This window comes from Citreicoccus inhibens (assembly GCF_019039035.1).
Lineage (GTDB): Bacteria > Myxococcota > Myxococcia > Myxococcales > Myxococcaceae > Citreicoccus > Citreicoccus inhibens.
In genome coordinates this window covers 136,775-157,761 of the sequence record NZ_JAHNZT010000012.1, presented here as the reverse complement: position 1 = coordinate 157,761, position 20,987 = coordinate 136,775, and the positions used below count along the sequence as shown (strand labels likewise).

20 protein-coding genes are annotated in these 20,987 nt (G+C 70.6%); 14 read left to right on the top strand and 6 right to left on the bottom strand.

Going from position 1 to position 20,987, the window contains the following annotated elements:
• Positions 1-61 precede the first annotated feature (61 nt).
• The gene (locus KRR26_RS16845; RefSeq protein ID WP_120206528.1) at positions 62-679 is read right to left on the bottom strand and encodes a hypothetical protein; all 618 of its coding nucleotides are present in this window, start codon (positions 677-679) and stop codon (positions 62-64) included.
• Positions 680-1,258: 579 nt separating this feature from the next.
• Here KRR26_RS16845 and KRR26_RS16840 point away from each other — a divergent pair.
• Positions 1,259-2,578 (top strand): PQQ-dependent sugar dehydrogenase, encoded by a 1,320-nt coding sequence (locus KRR26_RS16840; protein ID WP_217080316.1) that lies wholly within the window; start codon positions 1,259-1,261, stop codon positions 2,576-2,578.
• 3 nt (positions 2,579-2,581) lie between these two features.
• On the opposite strand, the gene KRR26_RS16835 is transcribed toward KRR26_RS16840, so the two are convergent.
• Entirely contained in the window at positions 2,582-3,196 is a 615-nt protein-coding gene (locus KRR26_RS16835) for a TIGR02265 family protein (RefSeq protein WP_120206530.1), read from the bottom strand.
• A gap of 377 nt (positions 3,197-3,573) precedes the next feature.
• Here KRR26_RS16835 and KRR26_RS16830 point away from each other — a divergent pair, with 377 nt between their 5' ends.
• Complete coding sequence (locus tag KRR26_RS16830; protein WP_199723793.1) at positions 3,574-4,599, top strand: 1,9-bis(guanidino)-5-aza-nonane synthase; 1,026 nt, start codon at positions 3,574-3,576, stop codon at positions 4,597-4,599.
• A gap of 53 nt (positions 4,600-4,652) precedes the next feature.
• Here KRR26_RS16830 and mobA read toward each other — a convergent pair whose 3' ends face one another.
• A complete protein-coding gene (mobA, locus tag KRR26_RS16825; protein ID WP_328707159.1) occupies positions 4,653-5,273 on the bottom strand; it encodes a molybdenum cofactor guanylyltransferase in 621 nt (206 codons plus the stop codon).
• Positions 5,274-5,522: 249 nt separating this feature from the next.
• Here mobA and KRR26_RS16820 point away from each other — a divergent pair, with 249 nt between their 5' ends.
• The 11 genes from KRR26_RS16820 to epsU all read left to right on the top strand — a co-directional run bounded on the left by KRR26_RS16820 (position 5,523) and on the right by epsU (position 16,843).
• Positions 5,523-6,788 carry a molybdopterin molybdotransferase MoeA gene (locus KRR26_RS16820; RefSeq protein ID WP_217080314.1) on the top strand — a complete coding sequence of 422 codons (1,266 nt, stop codon included), beginning with the start codon at positions 5,523-5,525 and terminating at the stop codon, positions 6,786-6,788.
• Complete coding sequence (gene mobB / locus KRR26_RS16815; protein WP_217080313.1) at positions 6,785-7,309, top strand: molybdopterin-guanine dinucleotide biosynthesis protein B; 525 nt, start codon at positions 6,785-6,787, stop codon at positions 7,307-7,309. The genes KRR26_RS16820 and mobB overlap by 4 nt, the downstream gene beginning before the upstream one ends.
• Positions 7,299-8,186 carry a formate dehydrogenase accessory sulfurtransferase FdhD gene (locus tag KRR26_RS16810; protein ID WP_217080312.1) on the top strand — a complete coding sequence of 296 codons (888 nt, stop codon included), beginning with the start codon at positions 7,299-7,301 and terminating at the stop codon, positions 8,184-8,186. Before mobB ends, KRR26_RS16810 begins: the two co-directional genes overlap by 11 nt.
• A 323-nt stretch (positions 8,187-8,509) precedes the next feature.
• Positions 8,510-10,006 (top strand): exopolysaccharide biosynthesis polyisoprenyl-phosphate hexose-1-phosphate transferase EpsZ, encoded by a 1,497-nt coding sequence (gene epsZ / locus KRR26_RS16805; RefSeq protein ID WP_236068691.1) that lies wholly within the window; start codon positions 8,510-8,512, stop codon positions 10,004-10,006.
• Positions 10,007-10,100: 94 nt separating this feature from the next.
• The gene (gene wzx / locus KRR26_RS16800) at positions 10,101-11,645 is read left to right on the top strand and encodes an exopolysaccharide biosynthesis flippase (protein WP_233576980.1); all 1,545 of its coding nucleotides are present in this window, start codon (positions 10,101-10,103) and stop codon (positions 11,643-11,645) included.
• Between the two features lie 14 nt (positions 11,646-11,659).
• Positions 11,660-12,292 carry an exopolysaccharide export protein EpsY gene (epsY, locus tag KRR26_RS16795; RefSeq protein ID WP_120206537.1) on the top strand — a complete coding sequence of 211 codons (633 nt, stop codon included), beginning with the start codon at positions 11,660-11,662 and terminating at the stop codon, positions 12,290-12,292.
• A gap of 3 nt (positions 12,293-12,295) precedes the next feature.
• Positions 12,296-13,492: an exopolysaccharide export protein EpsX gene (gene epsX, locus KRR26_RS16790; RefSeq protein WP_120206538.1), complete on the top strand. Its 1,197-nt coding sequence runs from the start codon at positions 12,296-12,298 to the stop codon at positions 13,490-13,492.
• 10 nt (positions 13,493-13,502) lie between these two features.
• On the top strand, positions 13,503-13,679 hold the full coding sequence (locus KRR26_RS16785; RefSeq protein WP_199723794.1) for a hypothetical protein: 177 nt from the start codon (positions 13,503-13,505) through the stop codon (positions 13,677-13,679).
• Positions 13,680-13,705: 26 nt separating this feature from the next.
• Positions 13,706-14,113, top strand: coding sequence for an exopolysaccharide biosynthesis response regulator EpsW (gene epsW / locus KRR26_RS16780; RefSeq protein ID WP_120206539.1), 408 nt, complete (start codon positions 13,706-13,708; stop codon positions 14,111-14,113).
• On the top strand, positions 14,110-15,606 hold the full coding sequence (gene epsV, locus KRR26_RS16775) for a PCP family exopolysaccharide biosynthesis protein EpsV (protein ID WP_158611481.1): 1,497 nt from the start codon (positions 14,110-14,112) through the stop codon (positions 15,604-15,606). The genes epsW and epsV overlap by 4 nt, the downstream gene beginning before the upstream one ends.
• A gap of 25 nt (positions 15,607-15,631) precedes the next feature.
• Positions 15,632-16,843 carry an exopolysaccharide biosynthesis GT2 family glycosyltransferase EpsU gene (gene epsU, locus KRR26_RS16770; RefSeq protein WP_217080311.1) on the top strand — a complete coding sequence of 404 codons (1,212 nt, stop codon included), beginning with the start codon at positions 15,632-15,634 and terminating at the stop codon, positions 16,841-16,843.
• A 136-nt stretch (positions 16,844-16,979) separates the two neighbouring features.
• Here epsU and KRR26_RS16765 read toward each other — a convergent pair whose 3' ends face one another.
• From KRR26_RS16765 to epsH, 3 genes are all read right to left on the bottom strand, one after another.
• Positions 16,980-17,735 carry a DUF5953 family protein gene (locus KRR26_RS16765; protein WP_407931721.1) on the bottom strand — a complete coding sequence of 252 codons (756 nt, stop codon included), beginning with the start codon at positions 17,733-17,735 and terminating at the stop codon, positions 16,980-16,982.
• Complete coding sequence (locus tag KRR26_RS16760) at positions 17,732-18,346, bottom strand: DUF6310 domain-containing protein (RefSeq protein ID WP_328707158.1); 615 nt, start codon at positions 18,344-18,346, stop codon at positions 17,732-17,734. The genes KRR26_RS16765 and KRR26_RS16760 overlap by 4 nt, the downstream gene beginning before the upstream one ends.
• Before the next feature lie 363 nt (positions 18,347-18,709).
• The gene (gene epsH / locus KRR26_RS16755; RefSeq protein ID WP_120206542.1) at positions 18,710-20,020 is read right to left on the bottom strand and encodes an exopolysaccharide biosynthesis glycosyltransferase EpsH; all 1,311 of its coding nucleotides are present in this window, start codon (positions 20,018-20,020) and stop codon (positions 18,710-18,712) included.
• A gap of 156 nt (positions 20,021-20,176) precedes the next feature.
• Here epsH and KRR26_RS16750 point away from each other — a divergent pair, with 156 nt between their 5' ends.
• Positions 20,177-20,974: a hypothetical protein gene (locus KRR26_RS16750; RefSeq protein ID WP_236068690.1), complete on the top strand. Its 798-nt coding sequence runs from the start codon at positions 20,177-20,179 to the stop codon at positions 20,972-20,974.
• Positions 20,975-20,987 lie beyond the last annotated feature (13 nt).

Below are 20,987 nucleotides of genomic sequence, written 5' to 3'. Positions count from 1 at the left end.
GACCTGGCCGTCTTCACCGTTGCGTCGCTGCTCATTCAGCGGAACGAGCCAGGGACAGCCTTTAGAAGTAGCCGCCCACCGTGGTGGAGATGCCAATCGTCACGTCGTGGCCGCTGAACGCGCCCTGGTCGGAGCCACCCGCGCCCGTCCTGTCGCTGATGAGCGCACGCACCTGCGGGCCCGCGCCCACGAAGAAGTGCGGCGTGACGTGGAACAGCGCCGGCAGGTAGCCCTCCAGCACGAACGCCAGGTCGCTGCCGCCACCGCTCACGTGGATGAACTTCGGACCGAAGGCCACGCGCGGCCACAGGGAGACCTTCTCGGCCACGCCCAGGTTGTAACCGGCGCGCACCACCACGCCGAGCGCCGTCGTGTTCGGCCCGTCCTGGAAGACCTGCTCGACGAGGGCCGCCGCGCCCACCGACAGGTTCTGCTGGATGAAGTAGTCGGCCGCCGGCTCCAGGTGGAGCACGAGGGCGTCAGCGCCCGTGTTGTAGCCGAAGAAACCGGACGCATCCGCGCTCACGACAATCTGCCCGGCATGACCGAAGCCGCTCGCCGAACCCGCCTCGCGCGCCACCTTCGTCGGGTCCGTAATCTGCTCCGCCGCACCCGCCTGCGACGCCACCACGAGACCGGCCGCGACGGCCATCGCCTGCCACTTGTTCGCACCACGCATATGGAAACCTCTCCTCTGTCCGCGCCTCGGAGCGCTTCGACCGGGGCGCGCGTGACCTCTTTCTAACCAAAGGTCGTACCGGCGCGTGGATGTTTTCAGCGTCCCTTATTTTTCCGTTGGGCCGCTATCAGACATCCTCAAGTCGAGAGGCCGGCCGAAGGGAGGAGAGCTTCGGCCGGCCTCCAATGCTGCATTCCCCCGCACGGACTGGAGCAGCCCACCCACTCCAGCACGCCGCGCGGTCCGGCCCGGGCACGTGTCTCCCGAGCCAGGAGAGTGACTCGCGCCACGGGCCGGCGACCACACAGCAAGAGGTGCGCCAGCGCCGCGTCAGACGGCCACGCCGGGAGCGGCGCCCCTCCTGTGCGGCCCATTGCCCGCAACCGGGATGCCTCCGTCCCAGCAGCGAACAGCGCGGGCACGTCTAGAATCCAGGCATCGCCCCCAGCGCGCCGTGAGGGCAGACAGCACGCGTGCAATCGCTGTCGCCGTGAGGGTCAACACTTCCCACGCGGCCCGGACGCCACACCGCGCGCGCCGCGCGAAAGCCACGGCATGCTGCGCGGGAAAGGACCGCCCGTGAGCCCATCCTCTCGCTTCGCCCTGGCGCTGCTCTTCGCCGTCCCCGCCTTCGCCGAGCCACCCGACGCGGGCACCGCGAAGCCACGCGCCGAGCCCCCCGCCGCCTCGCGCGTGCGCACCGACGTGCTGAAGCCCGCGCCGCGACAGGTGACGCTGGAGTCGCTGCCCGCGCCCTTCGCCACACGGAGCGCCAGCAAGTCACCGGACGTCATCCCCGTGCCCGCGGCTCCCCTGCTGCACGTGCCCGAGGGCTTCGCGGTCAACGTGTTCGCGGAAGGGCTGTCCTCGCCGCGCTGGCTCGCGCTCACCCCCGAGGGTGACGTGCTCGTCGTCGAGAGCCGCGCGCAGCGCATCCAACGCCTGCGCGACACGCAAGGCACGGGCGTGGCCGACGCGCGCTCCGTCTTCGCGGAGGCGAGCAATGGCCTCAACCTCCCCTTTGGAATGGCGTTCACGGGCTCCCACTTCTACGTGGGCAACACCAACGCCGTGCGCCGCTATCCCTATCATCGGGGACAAGAGCGCCTCACCGGCTCGGGCGAGGAGGTCACCGCCCTGCCAGGGCTCGGCTACAACCAACACTGGACGCGCAACGTGCGGGTGAGCCCGGATGGACAGCACCTGTTCGTCACGGTGGGCAGTCAGAGCAACGTGGGCGCGGAGGCGCCGCCGCGCGCCGCGGTGCAGGTCATGGCGCTGGATGGTTCGGAGCGGCGGACGCTGGCCTCCGGGCTGCGCAACCCCGTGGGCTTGGACTTCCAGCCACGGACGAACGAGCCCTACGTCACCGTCAACGAGCGCGACGAGTTGGGGGATGACCTGGTGCCGGACTACCTCACGCACCTGCAACCCGGTGGCTTCTACGGCTGGCCCTACGCGTACCTGTCGCCGAAGAACCTGGACCCGCGGCGGATGAAGGACGGGCGCAGCGAGCGGCCCGACCTGGTGGCCAAGACGCTCACGCCGGACGTGCTCTTCCCCTCGCACTCGGCGGCGCTCGGGCTCGCGTTCTATCGGGGCACGGCCTTCCCCGCGCGCTACCGCGGGGGCGCCTTCGTGGCGTTCCGGGGGAGCTGGAACCGCTCGGAGGGCACTGGGTACAAGGTGGTGTTCGTCCCCTTCACACCCGAGGGAAAACCCCAGGGCGGCTTCGAGGACTTCCTCACCGGCTTCCTGTTGGACCCCTCGGGCCCCACCACCTTCGCGCGGCTGGTGGGGCTGCTGGAGCTACCCGATGGGGGCCTGCTCGTCACGGATGACGGCAACGGGCGCATCTACCGCGTGCGCTACGTCGGAACAAAGACGGGAGCGAAGTGACGCTCAGTCATCCCACGAGGTGTCGTAGACCGCCTCGTCCAGCGAGATGACGCGACCGGTGACCTGCACGTCCCGCGCGCCCACCATCTCCAGCGCGCCGCGCAGCACGCCCTCGTTGTAGGGGATGGGCATGATGGAGCGCTTCATCAGCACGCGCCCGCTGCGAGGCCCCGTCCACTCCACCGAGCGCTCACCGAAGCTGAGCGCCGTGCGGTAGCCCGAGTGCAAGAGGTCCAGCAGCTTCTTCGGGTCGCCGCCGGCCTGCGCGACGAACTCGCGCGCGAACATGGAGTTGAGGAAGTCCAGCGTGGCCTGCGTGCCGATGCGGCGCATGGCGTCCTCGAAGCCGCCGAACTGCGCCGCGAGCTGGTGCCCCGCGACATACGCCAGCTTGAGGAAGCGCCCGATGGGGTACGTCTGCATGGGCACGAAGTCGCGCTGCTCTCCGGCCTGCGCCAGGCACCCCGTCACGGCGGACTCGCCGCCCAGGAAGCGCACCGCGTCCAGCACGCCCAGGAAGAACATGCCGCGGGTGGTATCGGAGTCGGAGACGGCGGCGAGGCGCTGCGACAAATCGCGCTCCACGGCCTCGGGTGTATCCCATGGACTGGTCTGCATCGTCGCCCCTCGAGCCGGGAATGGCGGCGCATGATTCCACAGGTTCGCGCGACTCGCGAGCACGGACGGCGCTGCTTCACCATGGGTACGGCGCGCACCGCGTCGCGCGCAGCGTGCGAATGTTTCACCTCACATCGGTCATGCGCATGCGAGTGAACTCGCTCGGTGTCCCGGCATCGGAGTGATGCAACGGGTCGTCTACAGCAACAGGGTTGCTCCCATCCCGGACGCGCGTTAGAGAAGCCCTCTCATGCCACCTGGCGTCTCCGATGGCGGCCATCTCCCGAGCGGGAGAGGCCGTAAGGACGCTCCGGGTGGTGCCACGTCGGCCCTGCGCCTCCGGATTCGTTCATCGGGCCTGGCAGGACGCCTCCGACGTGACTCCCTCTCAAGCCGAGCATCTTCGCGACACCATCGAGCACATCGACCTCCGGGCGCATGACGTGCGCCCGCTCGTACAGGCCATGGGGAAGATGGCCTTCCAGGCGCGCAACCTCCACCGCGCCGCCACCCTCTATGACGCCATGCTGCGCGACGAGCGCTGCGGCATCATCCTCTGCCTGGCGGGCAGCCTCTTCTCCGCGGGGCTGAAGCAGGTGGTGGTGGACCTGGTGCGCCACCGCATGGTGGACGCCATCGTCGCCACGGGCGCGCTCATCGTCGACCAGGACTTCTTCGAGGCGCTGGGCTTCCGTCACTACCGGGGCCGCGCGGACGCGGACGACAACGCCCTGCGCGAGCTGCACATCGACCGCATCTACGACACCTTCATCAACGAGGACGAGCTGCGCGAGTGCGACGCCACCATCGCCACCCTCGCGGGCGCCTTGGAGCCGCGGCCCTACTCCTCGCGCGAGTTCATCGGCGAGATGGGGCGCTACCTCGCGCAGCACGGCAAGACGCGCGACAGCGTGGTGCTCGCCGCGCACGAAGCGGGCGTGCCCATCTTCGTCCCGGCCTTCAGCGACTGCTCGGCGGGCTTCGGGCTCGTGCGCCACCAGTGGGAGCGGCAGGGCCAACCGCACCTGTCCATCGACAGCGCGCGCGACTTCCTGGAGCTGACGCGCTGCCGCCTCGCCATGGACACCTCCGGCCTCTTCATGGTCGGCGGCGGCGTGCCGAAGAACTTCGCGCAGGACGTGGTGGTGGCCGCGGACTTCGTCGGCAAGCCCGTGGACATGCACCAGTACGCCATCCAGCTCACCGTGGCCGACGAGCGCGACGGCGCCCTCTCCGGCTCCACCCTGCGCGAGGCCAGCAGTTGGGGCAAGGTGTCCACCGTGCACGAGCAGATGGTGTACGGCGAGGCCACCGTCACCTTGCCGCTGGTCGCGGGCTACGCCTTCCATCAACGCGGCTGGGAGAGCAGGCCCCAGCGCCGGCTCGTGGACGCTTGCCGCTGAGCCCGTGACGCGTCGGGCCCCGTCCACGCGGGCGGGGCCCGGCCAACCCCTCGCTATCGCGGCGGCAGGGAGACACTGTGGAGCGCCAGCTCCTCATGCGTGTTCACGTTCACCCAGGCGCGCAAGCGTGGATCCACCGCGCGCAGTTCGGACTCGGGCAGCACCTGCGTCCTCGCGCGCTCCAGCAGCCGCCGCAGCGAGGGGTCCTCCGCGAGCGCGTCACCCCACGCACCCGCGAGCCGCGCGCGGTACACCGCGAGCAACGGCTCCCATCGTCCCGCGACCTCGCCGCAGACCGCGTCCACGTCCTCGCGCCGCGCCGCCAGCACCGCGCGCACCACCTCGGCCGAGACGAAGGGCATGTCACACGCCACGGCGAACACCCACGGCGTCCGCGCGGCCCCGAGCGCCGCGTGCACACCTCCGGGCGCGCCCTTGCCCGCGATGGCGTCCGGCACCGTGCGCAGCCCGAAGCGCGCATAGGGCTCCGGCGCGTTCGCCACCAGCACCACCTCCGCGAACAGCGGAGCCAACGCGAGCTGCCGCTCCATCACCGTGAGGCCCTCGACGACGAGCAGCCCCTTCGCCACGCCGGACAACCGCGTCCCGCGCCCGCCCGCGATGAGGGCGAGCGTCACGTCCGGATGCTCCGGGGCTCGGGCACTCTTCTCCACGCACACCTCCCACGGACACCGTCCCACGCCCGCCCCGCTCGATGCGAGCACGGCGCGCTGGGGCCGCGCGCCGCGAGCACGGCACGCTGGGGCGCGCCGCGAGCACGGCGCACCCAGGGCGGCGAGAATGACCCAGGCCGCATCCCGAACCATCGCCTCCTTCCCGACAGGTCAGGAGGGAGGCGAGCACGCCTCACGCCGCGACGATGGACAAGGAACTCGCGCGCGCGCTTAAGGTGCGGCCGAGTCATGTCGCTCCTGTCCCTCTCCGCCGCGCGTCAGGCCGCGCTCGGCGCCATCGCTCCTGCGGCGCCTGAGCACCTGCCGCTCGCGCTCGCCCATGGGCACTTCCTGGCCGCGCCGCTGCGCGCGACCCGCTCGCTGCCGGGCTGCGACAACTCCGCGATGGATGGCTGGGCCGTGCGCGCCGAGGAGACGCGCGGCGCCAACCGCGACCGCCCCGCGCGCCTGCGCGTCGTCGACACCGTCTATGCCGGCGCCTTGCCCGCGCGCGCGCTGCGCCCCGGCGAGGCCGCCCGCGTCTTCACCGGCGCCCCGCTCCCCGACGGCGCGGACGCCATCGTCCGCCAGGAGGCCGCGCGCCCCGCCGCCGAGGGACGCGAGGTCGACATCTTCATCACCGTCTCCCCGGGCCAGGACCTGCGCCGGATGGGCGAGGAGGTCGCCTCTGGCAGCCCGCTCTTCCCGGCGGGGCTGCGCGTGGACGCGGCCGTGCTCGGCGTGCTCGCGTCCCTGGGAGACAGCACCGCCTGGGTGCGCCCCGCGCCGCGCGTGGCCGTGCTCGCCACGGGTGACGAGCTGGTCGCGCCCGGCCACCCCGCGCTCCCGCATCAGGTCTATGAGAGCAACCGGGTCCTCGTCGCCGCGCTCGCCCGCGAGGCCGGCGCGCAAGTCACGCAGCTGGCCCGCGTGCGCGATGACGAAGGCGAGCTGCGCGCCACGCTGCTGCGCCTCGCGCCCGAGGTGGACGTGCTCATCACCACCGGAGGCGCCTCGGTGGGTGACCGCGACCACGTGAAGCGCGTGCTCACCGCGCTTGGCGCCCGGTTCCTCCTGGATGGCGTGGCCCTCAAGCCCGGCAAGCCCGTGGCAGTGGCGCAGCTGGGCGCCACCGCCGTCGTCGTGCTGCCCGGCAACCCCGGCGCGGCCACCGTCGCGTTCGACCAGTTCGCGCGCCCGCTCCTGCTCCAGCACCAGGGCGTGCACGAGCACCGCCGCCGCGTCACCGCGCGCCTCACCGAGTCGCGGCACAAGCAGGCGGGCCTCACCTACCTCCTCACCGTCGCTGCCCTGGAGGCGCGAGGCGACGGCGGCGCCCCGTGGGCGAGGCTGCGTCCGCAAGGCTCAGGGCAGATCCTCCAGAACGTGGGCGCGGAGGGCTGGGCCATCCTCCCTGCGGGCCGCGCCGACTTCGCCGAGGGCGACCACGTGGAGGTCGAGCTGTTCGACCGGCCAACCTTCAGCCCCGTGACGTCGGAGTCCCCGAGCCCATGAGCGTGCCCCCCGCCCTCGCCGTCGTCGGCTGGTCCGGCGCCGGCAAGACGACGCTCTTGGAGCGCCTCGTCCCCGAGCTGTCCGCGCGGGGCCTGCGCGTGGCCGTGGTGAAGCACTCCTCGGACACCCACCCGCTGCACCGCCCCGGCAGCGACACCGCGCGCTTCCAGATCGCGGGCGCGGCGCTCGTGGGCTTCGCCACGCCCGAGGGCGTACAGCTCACCCGCGCGGAGCCGCTCGCCGACACACTGGGACCGCTCCTGGCCCAGCTCGCGGACACCGTGGACCTGGTGCTCGTGGAGGGCTGGAAGGACGGCCCCCTGCCCAAGCTGGAGGTCTGGCGAGAAGGACTCCAGGCCCCGCTCGCCGCCACGCGTCCGGAGGTGCTCGCCGTGCTCACGGACGCGCCCGCGCACGCCCTGGGCCCGCTCGCCGCGCGCCGGGTGGCCGCGTCGGATGCGCGCGCGGTGGCGGACCTCGTCCTCGCCACGCTGAAGCGGGGGAGCGCCCATGGCCGCTGAGCCCCGAGGCGTCGCCACGCGCGAGGTCCAGCGCTGGGACGGCACCACCCTGGACGCGTCCGAGGAGGACCGCGTCGCCGTGGAGGAGCCCCTGGAGATCCGCGTGAGCGGAGACCCCGTGGCCACCACCATGCGGACCCCGGGGAATGATCGCGAGCTCGCGGTGGGCTTCCTCTTCGCGGAGGGCCTGCTGCACAGCGTGGACGACCTGGGCGGGCTGGCCCACTGCGGCCGTCCGGGCGAGGAGGGCTGGGGCAACGTGCTGGAGGTGACCCCCGCGCCGGGCGTCCTGTTCGACGTGGAGCGACTGGCCACCACCCGACGGGGCACCCTCACCACCTCCGCATGCGGCGTGTGCGGACGTCGCTCCGTGAGCGACCTGCTCGAGCGCTGCGACCCGCCCCCACCCGGCCCGCCCCTGTCGCCCCAGCTGATGGCCCTCGCCGCCCAGCGGCTCCAGGAGGCCCAGCGCAACTTCGAGCGCACCGGAGGCGTCCACGCCGCCGCCGCCCTGGACGCCTCCGGACAGGTGCTCGCCGCCTACGAGGACGTGGGCCGCCACAACGCCGTGGACAAGGTCGTGGGCGCCCTCGTGCTCGCCGGAAAGGTCCGCGCCCCGTCCCGGGCTCGCCCCCAGGTCACTTCAAACCCACCAGTTGCCCTGGTGGTCAGCAGTCGCGCCAGTTTCGAGATTGTCCAGAAGGCTATAACTTCCGGACTAAGCATGATAGTCAGCTTTTCAGCCGCAAGCTCCCTGGCCATCGACCTGGCCCTGCGTTCTGGCGTGACGCTGGCTGCGTTCGCACGGAACGGCCGCTGCAACATCTACGCGGGCGCCTCCCGCCTTGCCCTCCCCCCACGTCATGCAACGCCTTGAAGTTTCACGGGGATTTCGCATTCAGCGGGTTCCCCAATCTCTCATAAAGCCAGCAAGCGGGCGGCACCAGACCTGCACTGTGTCCCAGGGCAGTCCACGGCGCGTGACAGGGGTCCGAGGCAAGGTGTTCCGCGCAACACGCCGTCTGCGACCGGGGGCGGTCGCCGCCAAGAATTCACCTCTTGTCACGTCTTACTTACCGTGCAGAGGTTGCAACGCGCCGCCCTATCGGGCAAACAGGTTTTTCCCTCTTCTTGTACTTTTGAAGGCACAACGGCATCCTCTGCCAGCGTCCAGACGGTCGGCGGAGGGGGGTGGACACGATGAGCAGTGCAAGCTCTAGCGCCGCGGTCGAGAGTCCGAAGTCATCGAGTTCGTCGGGGCTTTCGTCCGGGAATCCGCTGCTGGTCAAGGTCGAGGAAACCACCACCGACACGCCGAAGCTGGCGCCGGGCATCGCGGCCAAGATGAACCTGACCGTGGACCTGGTCCTGCTCGCGGGCGTGCTGACGGGCTCCGCGTGGTTGGGCGGGCAGCTCCCGGGCAACCCAGGCTGGGCCCTTCCGGGGCTCGTGGTGATCGCCGTCCTGGTGTGGCTCATCACCGGCACCGCGCTGTGTCTGTATGACTCGCGCTTCGCGGAGCGCAGCCGCCTGGACCACGTGGCGCTCGTCTCGGTGACGACGCTGGCGGTGGTGACGGTGCTCGCCGTGGTGCAGCTGGGTCTGCCGGACGCGGCGCGCGTCCCCGGCGTGGCGCCCCTGCTCGTCATCTTCTGGCCGGTGGCGCTGATGCTGCGCCTGTTCGTCTTCCGCCACATGGCCTCGCAAGAGGCGCCCATGGACGAGGTGCTCATCGTGGGCACCGGGGCCATGGGCCGCTACACGGGCGAGGACCTGCTCAAGCGTGGCCGCAGCACGCTGCTGGGCTACGTGCGCTACCACGACGACCACGCCGGAGACGGGCTGCCCGCGACCGTGCTCGGCACCGTGGATGACCTGGAGCGCATCCTGCGCACCATGCCGGTGAGCGAGGTCTTCATCGCCGGCCAGACGCTGCGCCAGGGCGAGGCCATGCAGGCCGCCATCAAGCTGGCCGAGCGCTTCGGCGTGCCCTTCGCGCTGCCGGCGCACAGCTTCCGCCTGGACCGCGCGCGCCCGGTGGACTCCGCCGCGGTGGCGGATGGCTACCTCCACTTCGCCGCGGTGGCGCCCAAGCCGCACCAGATGGCGATGAAGCGCCTGTTCGACATCGCGGTGTCCGCGGTGGCCATCTGGATGCTGCTGCCCGTCTTCGCGGTGGTGGCAGCCTGCATCAAGCTCACCTCGCGCGGCCCCATCTTCTTCAAGCAGCTGCGCACCGGGCAGCACGGCAAGCCGTTCTACATGCTCAAGTTCCGCTCCATGGTGGTCAACGCCGAGGAGCTGAAGGAGAAGCTGGCGGCGATGAACGAGCAGTCCGGCCCCGTCTTCAAGATGAAGAACGACCCGCGCATCACCGGCATCGGCCGGTTCATCCGCAAGTTCTCCATCGACGAGCTGCCCCAGTTCATCAACGTGCTGCGCGGCGAGATGAGCATCGTCGGGCCGCGCCCGCCCGTGCCCACCGAGGTCGCCAAGTACGAGACGTGGCAGCGCCGCCGCCTGTCCGTGCGCCCGGGTCTGACCTGCATCTGGCAGGTGTCCGGACGGAACCAGATCTCCTTCGAGGAGTGGATGTATCTGGACATGCAGTACATCGACCACTGGAGCCTCACCAGTGACCTGAGGCTCCTCTTGCAGACCGTGCCGGTGGTCATCACCGGACGCGGGGCCAGCTAGGTCCTCGGGCTGTCGGGCGAGCGGCGTTGACGCGCCGCGGCCGCTCGTCTTCTATGTGCGCGCCCCCCCGGGGCCCGGGGGTCCCAGCGCCGTCATGACCGTGAACACCCAGAACTCCACTCCGCAGGACAGCGGCCAGGGCGACAGCACGAACGAAGTCCGAGGCGCGGTGCGCAACACCTTGCAGCTCGGCGGTTCGCTGCTCGTGACGTTCGCCATCGCGTTGGCCATCCGGCCGCTGATGGCGCGCTACCTGGGCCCCGAGGCGCTCGGCTACTTCAGCTGGGCCGACAGCTTCTCCGCCACCTTCTTCATCGTCACCAACCTGGGCTTGGAGACGTACATCCGCAAGGAGGTCGCGGTCCGGCCCGAGCACGCCAGCGACTTCTTCGGCACCACCATGCTCGTGCGGTTGGGCATGACGGTGCTGCTGATGGGCGCGCTCGCGGTGGTGCTCCACTTCCGCAACGAGCCCCCCGAGGTGCGCCACCTGGTGCAGTGGTTCGCGCTGGCGCAGGCCCTCATCATCATCAACGCGTGCATGGCGGCGCTGCTGCACGCCAAGGGCAAGGTGGCGGGGCTGTCCGTCTCCAACATCGTCACCAAGCTCATCTGGGGCGGTGGGCTCGCGCTGGCGGCGGCGGGCGGCGTGGGGCTGCAGTGGTTGGCCATCCCCATCGTGGCCGCCGAGTCCGTGAAGCTGGCCGTCGGCTGGCGGCTGGCGCAGACGCACCTGGGCCTGCGCTTCCGCGTGGACTGGGCCGCCACCCGGCGCGTGCTGAAGGACTGCCTGCCCTACTTCCTCACCGCCGCCGCGCTCGCGTGCAATGGCCGCGTGGACATGTCCCTCCTGGGGACGCTGGGCTCCATGAAGGAAGTGGGCTGGTACTGGGGCGCGTGGAACATCGCCAGCCTCACCTTCCTCATCAACCCCATCTTCGGCTGGGTGCTGATGCCGCTCATGTCGCGCGCGGCGTCCCGCTCGGAGGCGGAGCTGACGCAGCTCACGCGCCGCTCGCTGGAGGGCACGCTGTCCGTCACCGTGCCCATGATGATGGCCATGGTGTTGGGCGCCCACTCGTGGGTGCGGCTGATGAACGGGCCGGGCTTCGACGAATCCACCATGCCGCTGCGCGTGCTGTCCCCGCTGTTCGTGCTCGTCTACGTCACCATGGTCAGCAGCGTGTGGCTCACCATGATGAACAAGCCCTGGTGGGTGACGGCCGCGGCGGTGATGGGCGCGGTGTTGGATCCGCTGCTCAACCTGGTGCTGGTGCCCGTGCTCCACGAGCGCCTGGGGGACGGCGGCGGCGCCACCGCCACCGCGCTGTGCATGCTCATCACCGAGCTGCTGGTGACGGCGCTCTTCCTGTGGCGCATGGGCCGCGCCTCGTTCGACCGGCGCTCGCTCGTCATGCTGGCCAAGACGACGGCCGTGTGCCTCGTGTGCTTCGCGGTGGATCCGCTGCTGTCCTTCATCCAGCCGTGGGTCCGCCTGGGCCTGGAGGCCTTCCTCTACGTCGCGCTCATCCTCGCCTCCGGCGCGGTGCGCCCCGCGGAGCTGGCCCTGGTGTTCAAGCTGGCACGCAACCGAGGCGCCCCTGCCCCCGCCCCTGTCGCGGTCCCTCCTCTCGCGTGAGAGTCTCCCCGCCCATGTCCCCCACGCGCCCCCGCCCCGCCGTCTTCTCCCGCGCGCTCGCCTGCGTCGCGCTGCTCGGGCTTGCGCCCGCGTGCGGCGGCCTGGGCAAGTACGTCTGGGTGGACGAGTACCAGGAGAAGCCCCCGGCCGTGGACGCGGCCTACCGCATCGTCCCCGGCGACGTGCTCAGCATCCGCGTGTGGAACCAGGAGTCGCTCACCACGCGCGCCAAGGTGCGCGAGGACGGGCGCATCAGCCTGCTCTTCCTGGATGACGTGGAGGCCGCGGGCCAGACGCCGGCCCTGCTGTCCCAGCAGATCCAGACGCGCCTCAAGGACTTCATCAACCACCCCGTCGTCACGGTCTCCCTGGAGGAGGCCAAGCCCATGACGGTGACGATGATGGGCGAGGTGTCGCGCATCGGGCCGCTGGTGCTGGAGCCCACCGCCACGCTGCTCCAGGCCCTGGCCGGCGCGGGCGGCTTCACCGACTACGCGCACCCGGACCGCATCTTCGTCCTGCGCCGTGACGAGTCCGAGCTGCCCGCCCCCACCCGCATCCGCGTGCGCTACCGCGACCTCATCCGCGCGGAGGGCCGCGCCGTGGGCTTCCGGCTGCGCCCTGGCGACGTGGTCGTGGTGGAGTAGTCCGTGCTCGGGGCGGTGCTCACCAGTGCATGGCTGGAGGTGGCCTCGGCCTCGGTGAGCTATGGCGTCGCCGTGCGCGCGGACTCGCGCGTGCGCTCGCTGGACACGCCCGCCACCCAGACGCCCGCGACCACGCCCTCCATCACCGGCGACGCGGAGCTCACGCCCTCGCTGTCGCTCTTGTTCCGCGACGGAGGCACGCAGCTCCAGGCGGAGTACGCCCCGCGCCTCAGCCTGCGCGAGGTCACCCAGAGCGCGCGCACCGAGGTGCAGCACGTGGGGCGCCTCGTCGGCGACTGGCGCGCGGACCGGGGCCTCACGCTCCACGGCAGCCAGGAGTTCGTGCTCGGCCGGGTGGACCTCTTGAGCACCGTGCCCGTGGCGGACTCGCCGACTCGGCCGGTGGGGGATGGCCCGCTCCAGCCAATCCCCCAGGGCGGCAGCGTCTACTTCCTCTCCTCGCTCACCACGCTGGGCACCACCACCACGTGGTTGGGGCGCGGGCTGGGCCTGTCCGCCTCGGCGGCCTTCGCGGTCAGCGGCGGCCTCAACGGCGGCGCGCGCGAGGCGGTGCCCCTGCAATACGGCCCCCGCGCGCAGGCGGCGCTCGGCTGGGCGCTGGCGCAGCGACAGGTGCTGTCCACGGCCGTGGGCGCTACCGACACGCGCTTCTCCACCGGCGCGCACGCCACCGTGCTCACCCTCACCGAGGGCTGGAACTGGCGCATGGACCGGCGCACGTCCCTGGAGGCGGGCATGGGCGTGGGCGTGGCGCAGTCGCTGTCCGCGGAGGGCCTGGAGCGCACGGACGTGCTGCCCGACCTCACCGTCGCGATGGGTTACCGGATTCCCTCGCGCGAGTACGACTTCACGGGTCGGCTCTCGGCGCACGTCACGCCGTTCGTCGACCGGTTGACGGGACAGGTGTACCCCCGGGCGGATGTGACGGCGTCCGGCACCTGGATGTTGGGGCCTCGCGCCCGAGTGTCCGCCACCGGAGGAACGGCCTTCGCGGTGGGCGGGGCCACGGCGGACCGGTTGATACTGGGCGGGTTGGGAGCGAGCTATGCCTTCACCCGCTGGGTCTCGGTGGAGTCCGAGGCGCGGACGGCGTGGAGCCGGTCGCCTGGGGTGGAAACAGCCCGCTTCCAATGGTCCGCTTCACTGGGGCTGGCGGTGCGTCAAGCTGGTATCCTCTGAGGGCCCGCACATGGCGAAGCTCATCCTCCTGTCCGTCCTCATCTTCACCATTGCGTTGCCGGGCACGGCCGCGAGAGACCCCAACCCGATGCGCGGTTTGAAGAAAGCCATCCTCTGGGTCGCACTCTTCAACGCGGCCTATGCGTATGGCGTCCTCGTGCTCGTGCCTCGGTTCGGGTTCGGCTGAAAAAGAAGGGAAAGGCGTTTCCACGGATGGAGCCCCAACTGCGCACCGTCCTCCTGGTGGAGGACTCCCCGATGTTCCGGAAGATGCTGGCGGACCTGTTGCGCGACCAACTCGGCGTCGCGGAGGTGGTGGAGGTGTCGAGCGGCCAGGCCGCCATCAAGCACCTGCAAACCAGCGCGCGGCCGGACCTCGTGTGCCTGGACCTCACGCTGCCGGACGTGTCCGGCTATGACGTCTGCGAGCACATCCGCCGCTCGCCCGCGGTGGCGGACGTGCCGGTGCTGATGGTGAGCGCGCGCAACCTCCCCGAGGACAAGGCGCACGCCGAGGAGGCCGGCGCCACCGGCTACCTGGGCAAGCCCTTCACCGCGGAGGAGTTCGCCAAGCGCGTGCGGCAGGCGCTCAAGGCCCCGGCGCCCCGGAGGACTTCGTGACGTCACCCGCGGCCGAGCCTCGGCCGCCCCCGCCACCCCGGCGCGCCCCTCCGCCTCCGTACATGCCGGAGCGAGAGGAGACCAACGCGCCCGCGGACCTCATCGACTGGGGCTTCCTCCTGGACGCGGTGGGCTTCGTGAAGAACGCGGTGCTGCGGCACTGGTTCCTCGGGATTCTCATCATCGTGGCGATGGGCGGCCTGGGCTCCGTCGCGGGCAAGCTGATGCCGCGCAAGTACCACGTGGAGACGCGGCTGCTCACCTACCGCAACCTCATCATCGCGGCGCTGGTGAACCCGGGCCGCTCCATCCCCGTGGAGGCGGATCAACCGACCCGCGCCGCGTGGGAGATGGTGCTCAGCCGCGACAACCTCAAGGCCATCATCCAGCAGGCCAAGCTGGTGGAGTACCGCGAGCTGATGCGCTCGCCCATCAGCCACCTGAAGGAGAAGCTGCTGCACAAGAAGCCGCCCGTGCTCGCGCCGGAGGACGAGCAGGACGCGCTCATCGCGCAGCTCGAGCAGGGCCTCACGGTCATGGCCGAGGGGGGCACGGGCACCGTCACCATCGGCGTGGACTGGAGCGACCCGCAGCTCGCGATGAACATCGTGGAGGCCGCGCAGAAGAACTTCCTGGAGGCGCGCCACGACGCGGAGGTCTCCGCCATCAGCGAGTCCGTCCGCGTCCTGGAGGGGCAGGTCGCGCGCGAGAAGGAGAACATCAAGAAGGCCATCTCCGAGCTGGAGGCCGCGGTGAAGCAGGCCGAGCTGCGCCGCAAGAAGGCGGACTCGGATCCGGTGAAGGCGCGCGCCCGCGAGCTGCTCCTCCAGGCGGACCACAACCTGGCGCAGCTCAAGTTCATGGTGCAGTCCAAGCGGCGCGCCATCGCGGACGTCGAGGAGCTGCGCGCCCGGCGGCTGGCCGAGCTGCGCGCCCAGCTCACCGAGCAGCGCACGGTGTTCAGCCCGCAGCACCCGGTCATCACCGACCTGGAGCAGAAGATCGCCGCCATGCAGGCGGACTCGCCGCAGCTCGCGTCGATGCGCGCCGAGGAGCAGGCGCTCATCCAGGAGTACCTGCGCATGGGCGGGCATGACGTGGACTCGCCCACGGATCAATCCATGGCGCCCATGGCGGGCGCGCTCCTGGGCACGCCGGATGATCCGCAGGTGGCGGTGGCCACGGACACGATGCGGGTCATGGTGTCGCGCCACACGGAGAAGCTGCGCCGGTTGGACCTGGCGCAGACGGAGCTGGAGATCTCCAAGGCGTCCTTCAAGCACCGGTACACGGTGCTGACGCCGGCGCTGTTCCCGGAGAAGCCCACCAAGCCCAACACGAAGCTCATCGCGATTGGCGGGGTGGTGGGAGGCGTGGCGCTGGCCGTCTTCGCGGCGGTGGCGTTGGACATCCTGCGGCGGCGCATCCTGGAGCGCTGGCAGGTGGAGCGAATCCTGAAGTTGCCGGTGCTGGCGGAGCTGGAGCGGCGCTGACGGCGCGCGCGGGGGAGAGCAATCCGTGACGGTCTGGACCTGGGTGGACGTGGCGCTGTGCGTGGGGCTCTTGCCGGTGGCGGCGGGCTGTGGATACCTGCTGCTGTTGACGCTGTTGTCCGGGCGCAGGCCCGCGCCCGTGCCGCCCGCGCCCCCCGTGCGGCGCTTCGACATCGTCATCCCCGCGCACAACGAGGAGCTGGGCATCGCGCGCACGGTGGCGAACCTGTCCGCGGTGGACTACCCGCCGCTCTTGCGGCGCATCCTGGTGGTCGCGGACAACTGCTCGGACGCCACGGCCGAGAAGGCCCGCGAGGCGGGCGCCACGGTGCTGGAGCGCCAGGACGCGGAGAAGCGCGGCAAGGGCTACGCGCTGGCGCACGCCTTCGAGCGCAGCCAGCGCGACGGCGTGGCGGACGCGGTGGTGGTGGTGGACGCGGACACGGTGGTGACGCCCAACCTGCTGCACGCCTTCTCGCGGCGGCTGGAGGACGGCGCGCACGCGGTGCAGGCGCACTACGGCGTGATGAACCCGACGGCGTCGTGGCGCACGCGGCTGATGACCATCGCGCTGGGCATGTTCCACCGCGTGCGCTCGCAGGGCCGTGAGCGGATGGGCGTGTCGTGTGGCCTGCGCGGCAACGGCATGTGCTTCACGCACGCGGTGCTCAAGCAGGTGCCGCATGACGCCTTCAGCGTGGTGGAGGACCTGGAGTACGGCATCCGCCTGGGCCGCGCGGGCCACCGGGTGCACTACGCCTGGGAGGCCGAGGTGCTGGGCGAGATGGTCTCCGCGGAGAAGCAGAGCCGCTCGCAGCGCCAGCGCTGGGAGGGTGGGCGCAAGCAGATGCGCAAGCTGCATGGCTGGCCGCTGCTGAACGACTCGCTCCAGCAGGGCAGCCGGCTGTTGTTCGACCTGGCCATGGACGTGCTCGTGCCGCCGCTGAGCCAGTTGGTGCTGGCGATGGTGGGCGGCGCGGGGCTCGCGGCGGGGCTCGTGTGGCTGTCCGGTGGCACCGCGGTGGCGGCGTCCGGAGTGGCCGCGTTCGGCCTGTTCTCGCTGACGGCCTACGTGCTGCGCGGCTGGTGGGTGTCTGGCGTGGGGCCGCGCGGGCTGTTGGACCTCGCCTGGGCGCCCGTCTACGTGGTGTGGAAGGTGGGCCTCATGCTGCGCGGCGCCGGCGCGGAGAAGCGCGGCGAGTGGGTGCGCACCACCCGCGAAGCCGAGCGCCGGTAGCGCCGCGCCTCGAGGAGCATCGCTCCCTCGGAGGGACCCCACGGCAGCGGTTCACCTCGGGATGGCGTCAAAGACGCCGAAGACGGTGCCGCATCGGGCGCTGCGGCCGAGGCAACGGCGCAGCCCCTTGAACGGCTCAAGGCGTGGCACGCCCACCAATCTCCGGGAAACGTTCGTAGGCTCGCAAGAGCGCGTCCAAGTGCGCGGGGTCATCCAGGTCGAGCGGCGCGGACGTGAGCTGCACGACCCATCCCCCCGTCACCGTGCGCCACGCACGTGAAAGCAGCTCCGCATCACGGGTAGGGTCCGGGAACCCAAGGGCCTGTGCGGACGCGGCCGACCAGTAGTTCAGCCATCCTAGAAAGTAGGGGACCTCGGGTGCGCGGATCTGCTCGAGGAGCTTGAGCACGGGAAGCCCCCGACGGGGGGACGGTGGCCCGTCTCGGGTAGGCGCTGTCTGATACGCGATGTCCAGCGCCGCGACGTCCGGCGTCGCATGGCCCCAGAATGCGCGCGCGCCCTCTCCTGCATGCACCAACATCTCTCCCGCTGCCGCGATAACGGCGGCATCGAGAGGCAGCTCCGCAGAGATGTCGAGCAGCGACTGACCGCCCGGGCCGAGACGTCCCGACCTCCCCCGACCCGAAACCGTGATGGGGTAGCGCTCATCGCCATTGCACAGGAGAGGGAGCTTTCCACGCGCTGCCGCCTCAACGAGCCAGGCATCGCGTTGCGGTAACTCGATGGGGCGCCCTCCCTTGCCCACCTCCCAGTTCAAGCGCAGGCCGGGCAGCGCGCGCTCCATTCCACGGACCACCGCGACGGTGCGGTCGTCATGGGCCTTGAGCGCTGGCGCATACACGGTCAGGTCGAGACGTTGTGGAGGGGTCACCGTTTGCATCCCGTGACAACGATGGTGAGGAACCGATTCGCTCGCAGCAATGCATCTTTGTGCGCTTGGGTGCTCACTCCAATCGCGTAGTCGTATCCGCAAGCCGCTGCTGCGTCTTGCTCCAGTTCGATTTGCTCCAGCTCCTTCGCAATCTCCTGCCTTCGGATGAAGTCCTTGTACGCGTCGAATTGATGGGTCTTTATCTCCCACAGCACGCGCACGCCGACCTGCAACGCGTCGAAGCGCACACCTCCGACGAGCACGTCCATTCCGGGATAACGGTTGGGCGGGAACGCATCGGCGCACGAGTCGTGCGCGGGATCTCCGCCCGAATGCGACACGGGAACAGGCTCGCAGTCGGAGCGCTCCGTTCGGTCCACGGGCATCGGAGACACAGGCGGCTGCCAGTCCTGGCCCTCGGGATCCGACTTCGGAGTGCGATGTCCCTCCGTGCCCCGAGATGAGTCCTTCGCGCCTCGTGAGGGACCTGCTTCCACTGGGTAGGCATGGCGAAGCTCATATGCCGCCAGCGCTTCGTGGATAGCGACGCCGACCACCACCACGCCCAACACGACCACGGCTCCCACGGCAATCTCAGGAGCTGCAAGCACGCAGACTCCGATGCCCACAGCGGCGGCGTCAGCGGAGGCGACCGCGCATCTTCCCGAGGTGTCGTGGAACTCGATCCGGTCGTGGTCGAGGTCCCGATAGCACCGTTCGACCAGAATCGGCCAAGGCTGGGACGCTTCGCGGACAACGCACCGGCCCTCGTCGGCCCAGGGCAACTTCGCTGCCCGCCCCAGATTGCTGAACCGCTGACCCCGAGTACTCCGCTCGTGGAGAGGCGGTCTCGGCGTAGCGCAGGCAACAAGGAGCAGCAAGAGTCCCATGCAAGCGCGGGAACGCATGAGCACGACCCGTCCTCCAAGTCAGTGGCCATCGGTGGCGAAGCCGAGCGCCGGTAGCGCCGCGCCTCAGTCCGCCAGGGGCATGCCGAAGTCCGGCTGCGCGCGCTCACCCATGACCCAACGGTAGACCTCGCGCACCTGCTCCGCCTTCGCCTTCCAGGTGAAGTGCTTGAGGATGCGCGCACGCGCGCGCTCGCCCATGGGGCCGATGACGGAGGGGTCCGCCGCCAGCTTCGTCAGCACCTCGCGCACGCGCAGGACGATCTCCTCCGGCGTGCCCATGGGGATGGCGAAGCCCGTGTCCGGACTCACGATTTCGCCCGGCCCGCCGTAGTCCATCACGATGGGCACCAGGCCCAGCGCCATGGCCTCGGCCACCACCGCGCCGCCGAACTCGCGCACGCTGGGGAAGCCGAAGATGTGGTTCTTCGCCAGCCGCCCCTGCAACTCCTGGTGCTTCACCCACCCCGCGAACGTGACGCCGGACTCCAGCTTCTCGCGGGCCACCTGCGCGCGCAGGTTGGGCATCTCCGCGCCGTCGCCGATGAACTCCACCTGCACCTTGCCCTCGCGCACCAGCGGCGCCGCCGCGTCGATGAGCATGGCCATGCCCTTGTACGGCACGAAGCGCCCCACGAACGCCACGCGCAGCGGCAACCCCGTGGGCGCCTCCGCCTTCGACGTGCCGAAGCGCCGCACGTCGATGGCGTTCTCCGGCACGTACACCGTCTTCGCCTGGAACTCGGGCGCCACCTGTCCGCGCGTCGCCCGCGAGCCGGTGATGATGGCCGCCGCGTGCTCTCGCGTGGAGCGGTAGAAGGGCATCAGCTTGTACACATCCCGCACGTAGCTGAGCCACTCCTTCTCCCGGCGCCGCGCCCCGCCAAAGCCCTTGGGCCACGGCAGGCCGCCGTTGAGCGGACCCATGATGAAGGGCACGCCCGCCTTCTGGCAGCGCGCCGCCAGGGTGCTCGGCGTGGTGGGGCTGATGGGTGTGTAGCGGTGGACCACGTCGAACTCGCGCGCCCGGATCCGCCCCCCGAAGCGCCGCCACAGCAGCTCCTCGAAGAAGTAGTACGGCAGCACGCTCAGCGCCGTCGCGGTGGTCCACCCCACTCCGGCCTGTCCGCGCAGCAGCCCGCCCACCTTGTCCAGCGGACGCTCCACCGGCGTGGAGTCCAGCGCCGTGAAGTCGCGCCCCTCCACCAGCCCCTGCTTGAGGATGTTCTCGCGGTTGCGCACCTGCGTCACCAGGTGCACGTCCGCCACGTCCCTCAGCGCGTGGAACAGGGACCACCCTTCGAGGGGGACGCTCACCCAGTCGGGGTTGCACAGCTCGGCAATCAGGAGGACACGGGGACGAGCGCCAGCGGCCATAGGGACCGCCAGTCCTATCTCAACCCGCAGCCCGGAAATAGCCTCCGACCGAGCCAAGGTCGGATCCTCGGCCTCCGCGCCGGGGTGAGGAATGACCAGGGTCCACCCCTGGACACGAGGGCCTGCGGGCCGCGCGGTTCGGGCAGGATGCTGGCCATGCTCCTGAACTCGATGTTGATGGTGATGCTGGCCGCGGCCCCCGCTCCCGCGCCCGCGCGAACGTGGAAGGTTTCGGGCACGGACGTGACGTTCGAGATGTCCGCCCGGGACCTGCGGGGTCTGAGAGGCGGCAAGGAAGTGTTTGGCTTGAAGTCGCGCGAGGCCGCCTTCCGCGCCGGCTTCCAGCCCGAACCGGGCGAGGACCTGTCCAACTGGGAAGGCGCTGAGTCCTTCGAGGTGCTCTCCGTGGTGGGCCCGTGGGTCAGCTACGAGCACTCCGTGTCGGGTTACACCGGCGGCGCGCACCCCTACGCGAGCATCACCTACGTCACGGAGGACGTCACGAAGGGCAAGGACGCCTTCTCCCTGCTCGCGGTGTTCCCCGAGAAGGACGTGGTCGCGGCGCTCAAGGCGGACCCCTTCGTGCGCAAGCACATCGGAGACGCCGCCGCGCTCAAGCAGGCGCAGACCGTGGAAGCGCTGCTCGAAAGCCTGGTGCCCGGTGAGGACTGCGTGGGCTTCGCGTATGGGCTCGACCCGGTGAAGCGCTCCGTGGCGTTCCATCACATCGAGGGCAACAAGGTCGCCGTGCGCATCGCGTTTGGCTATGACAATGAATCCTGTCGCGGAAGCAAGTTCGTGGTGGGCCTGCTGCTGCCCATTCCCGCGGCCCTGCGCCCCGCGCTCGACCGAGCCGCGAAGCGCGAGGAGGGCTTCCTGATGAAGGACGCGAAGGCCGTGCGCGCGCCCTCCGTCAACTTCACCTGGGAGCCGCCCGCGAACGCGCAGCACTGAGGCACCTGCGCGG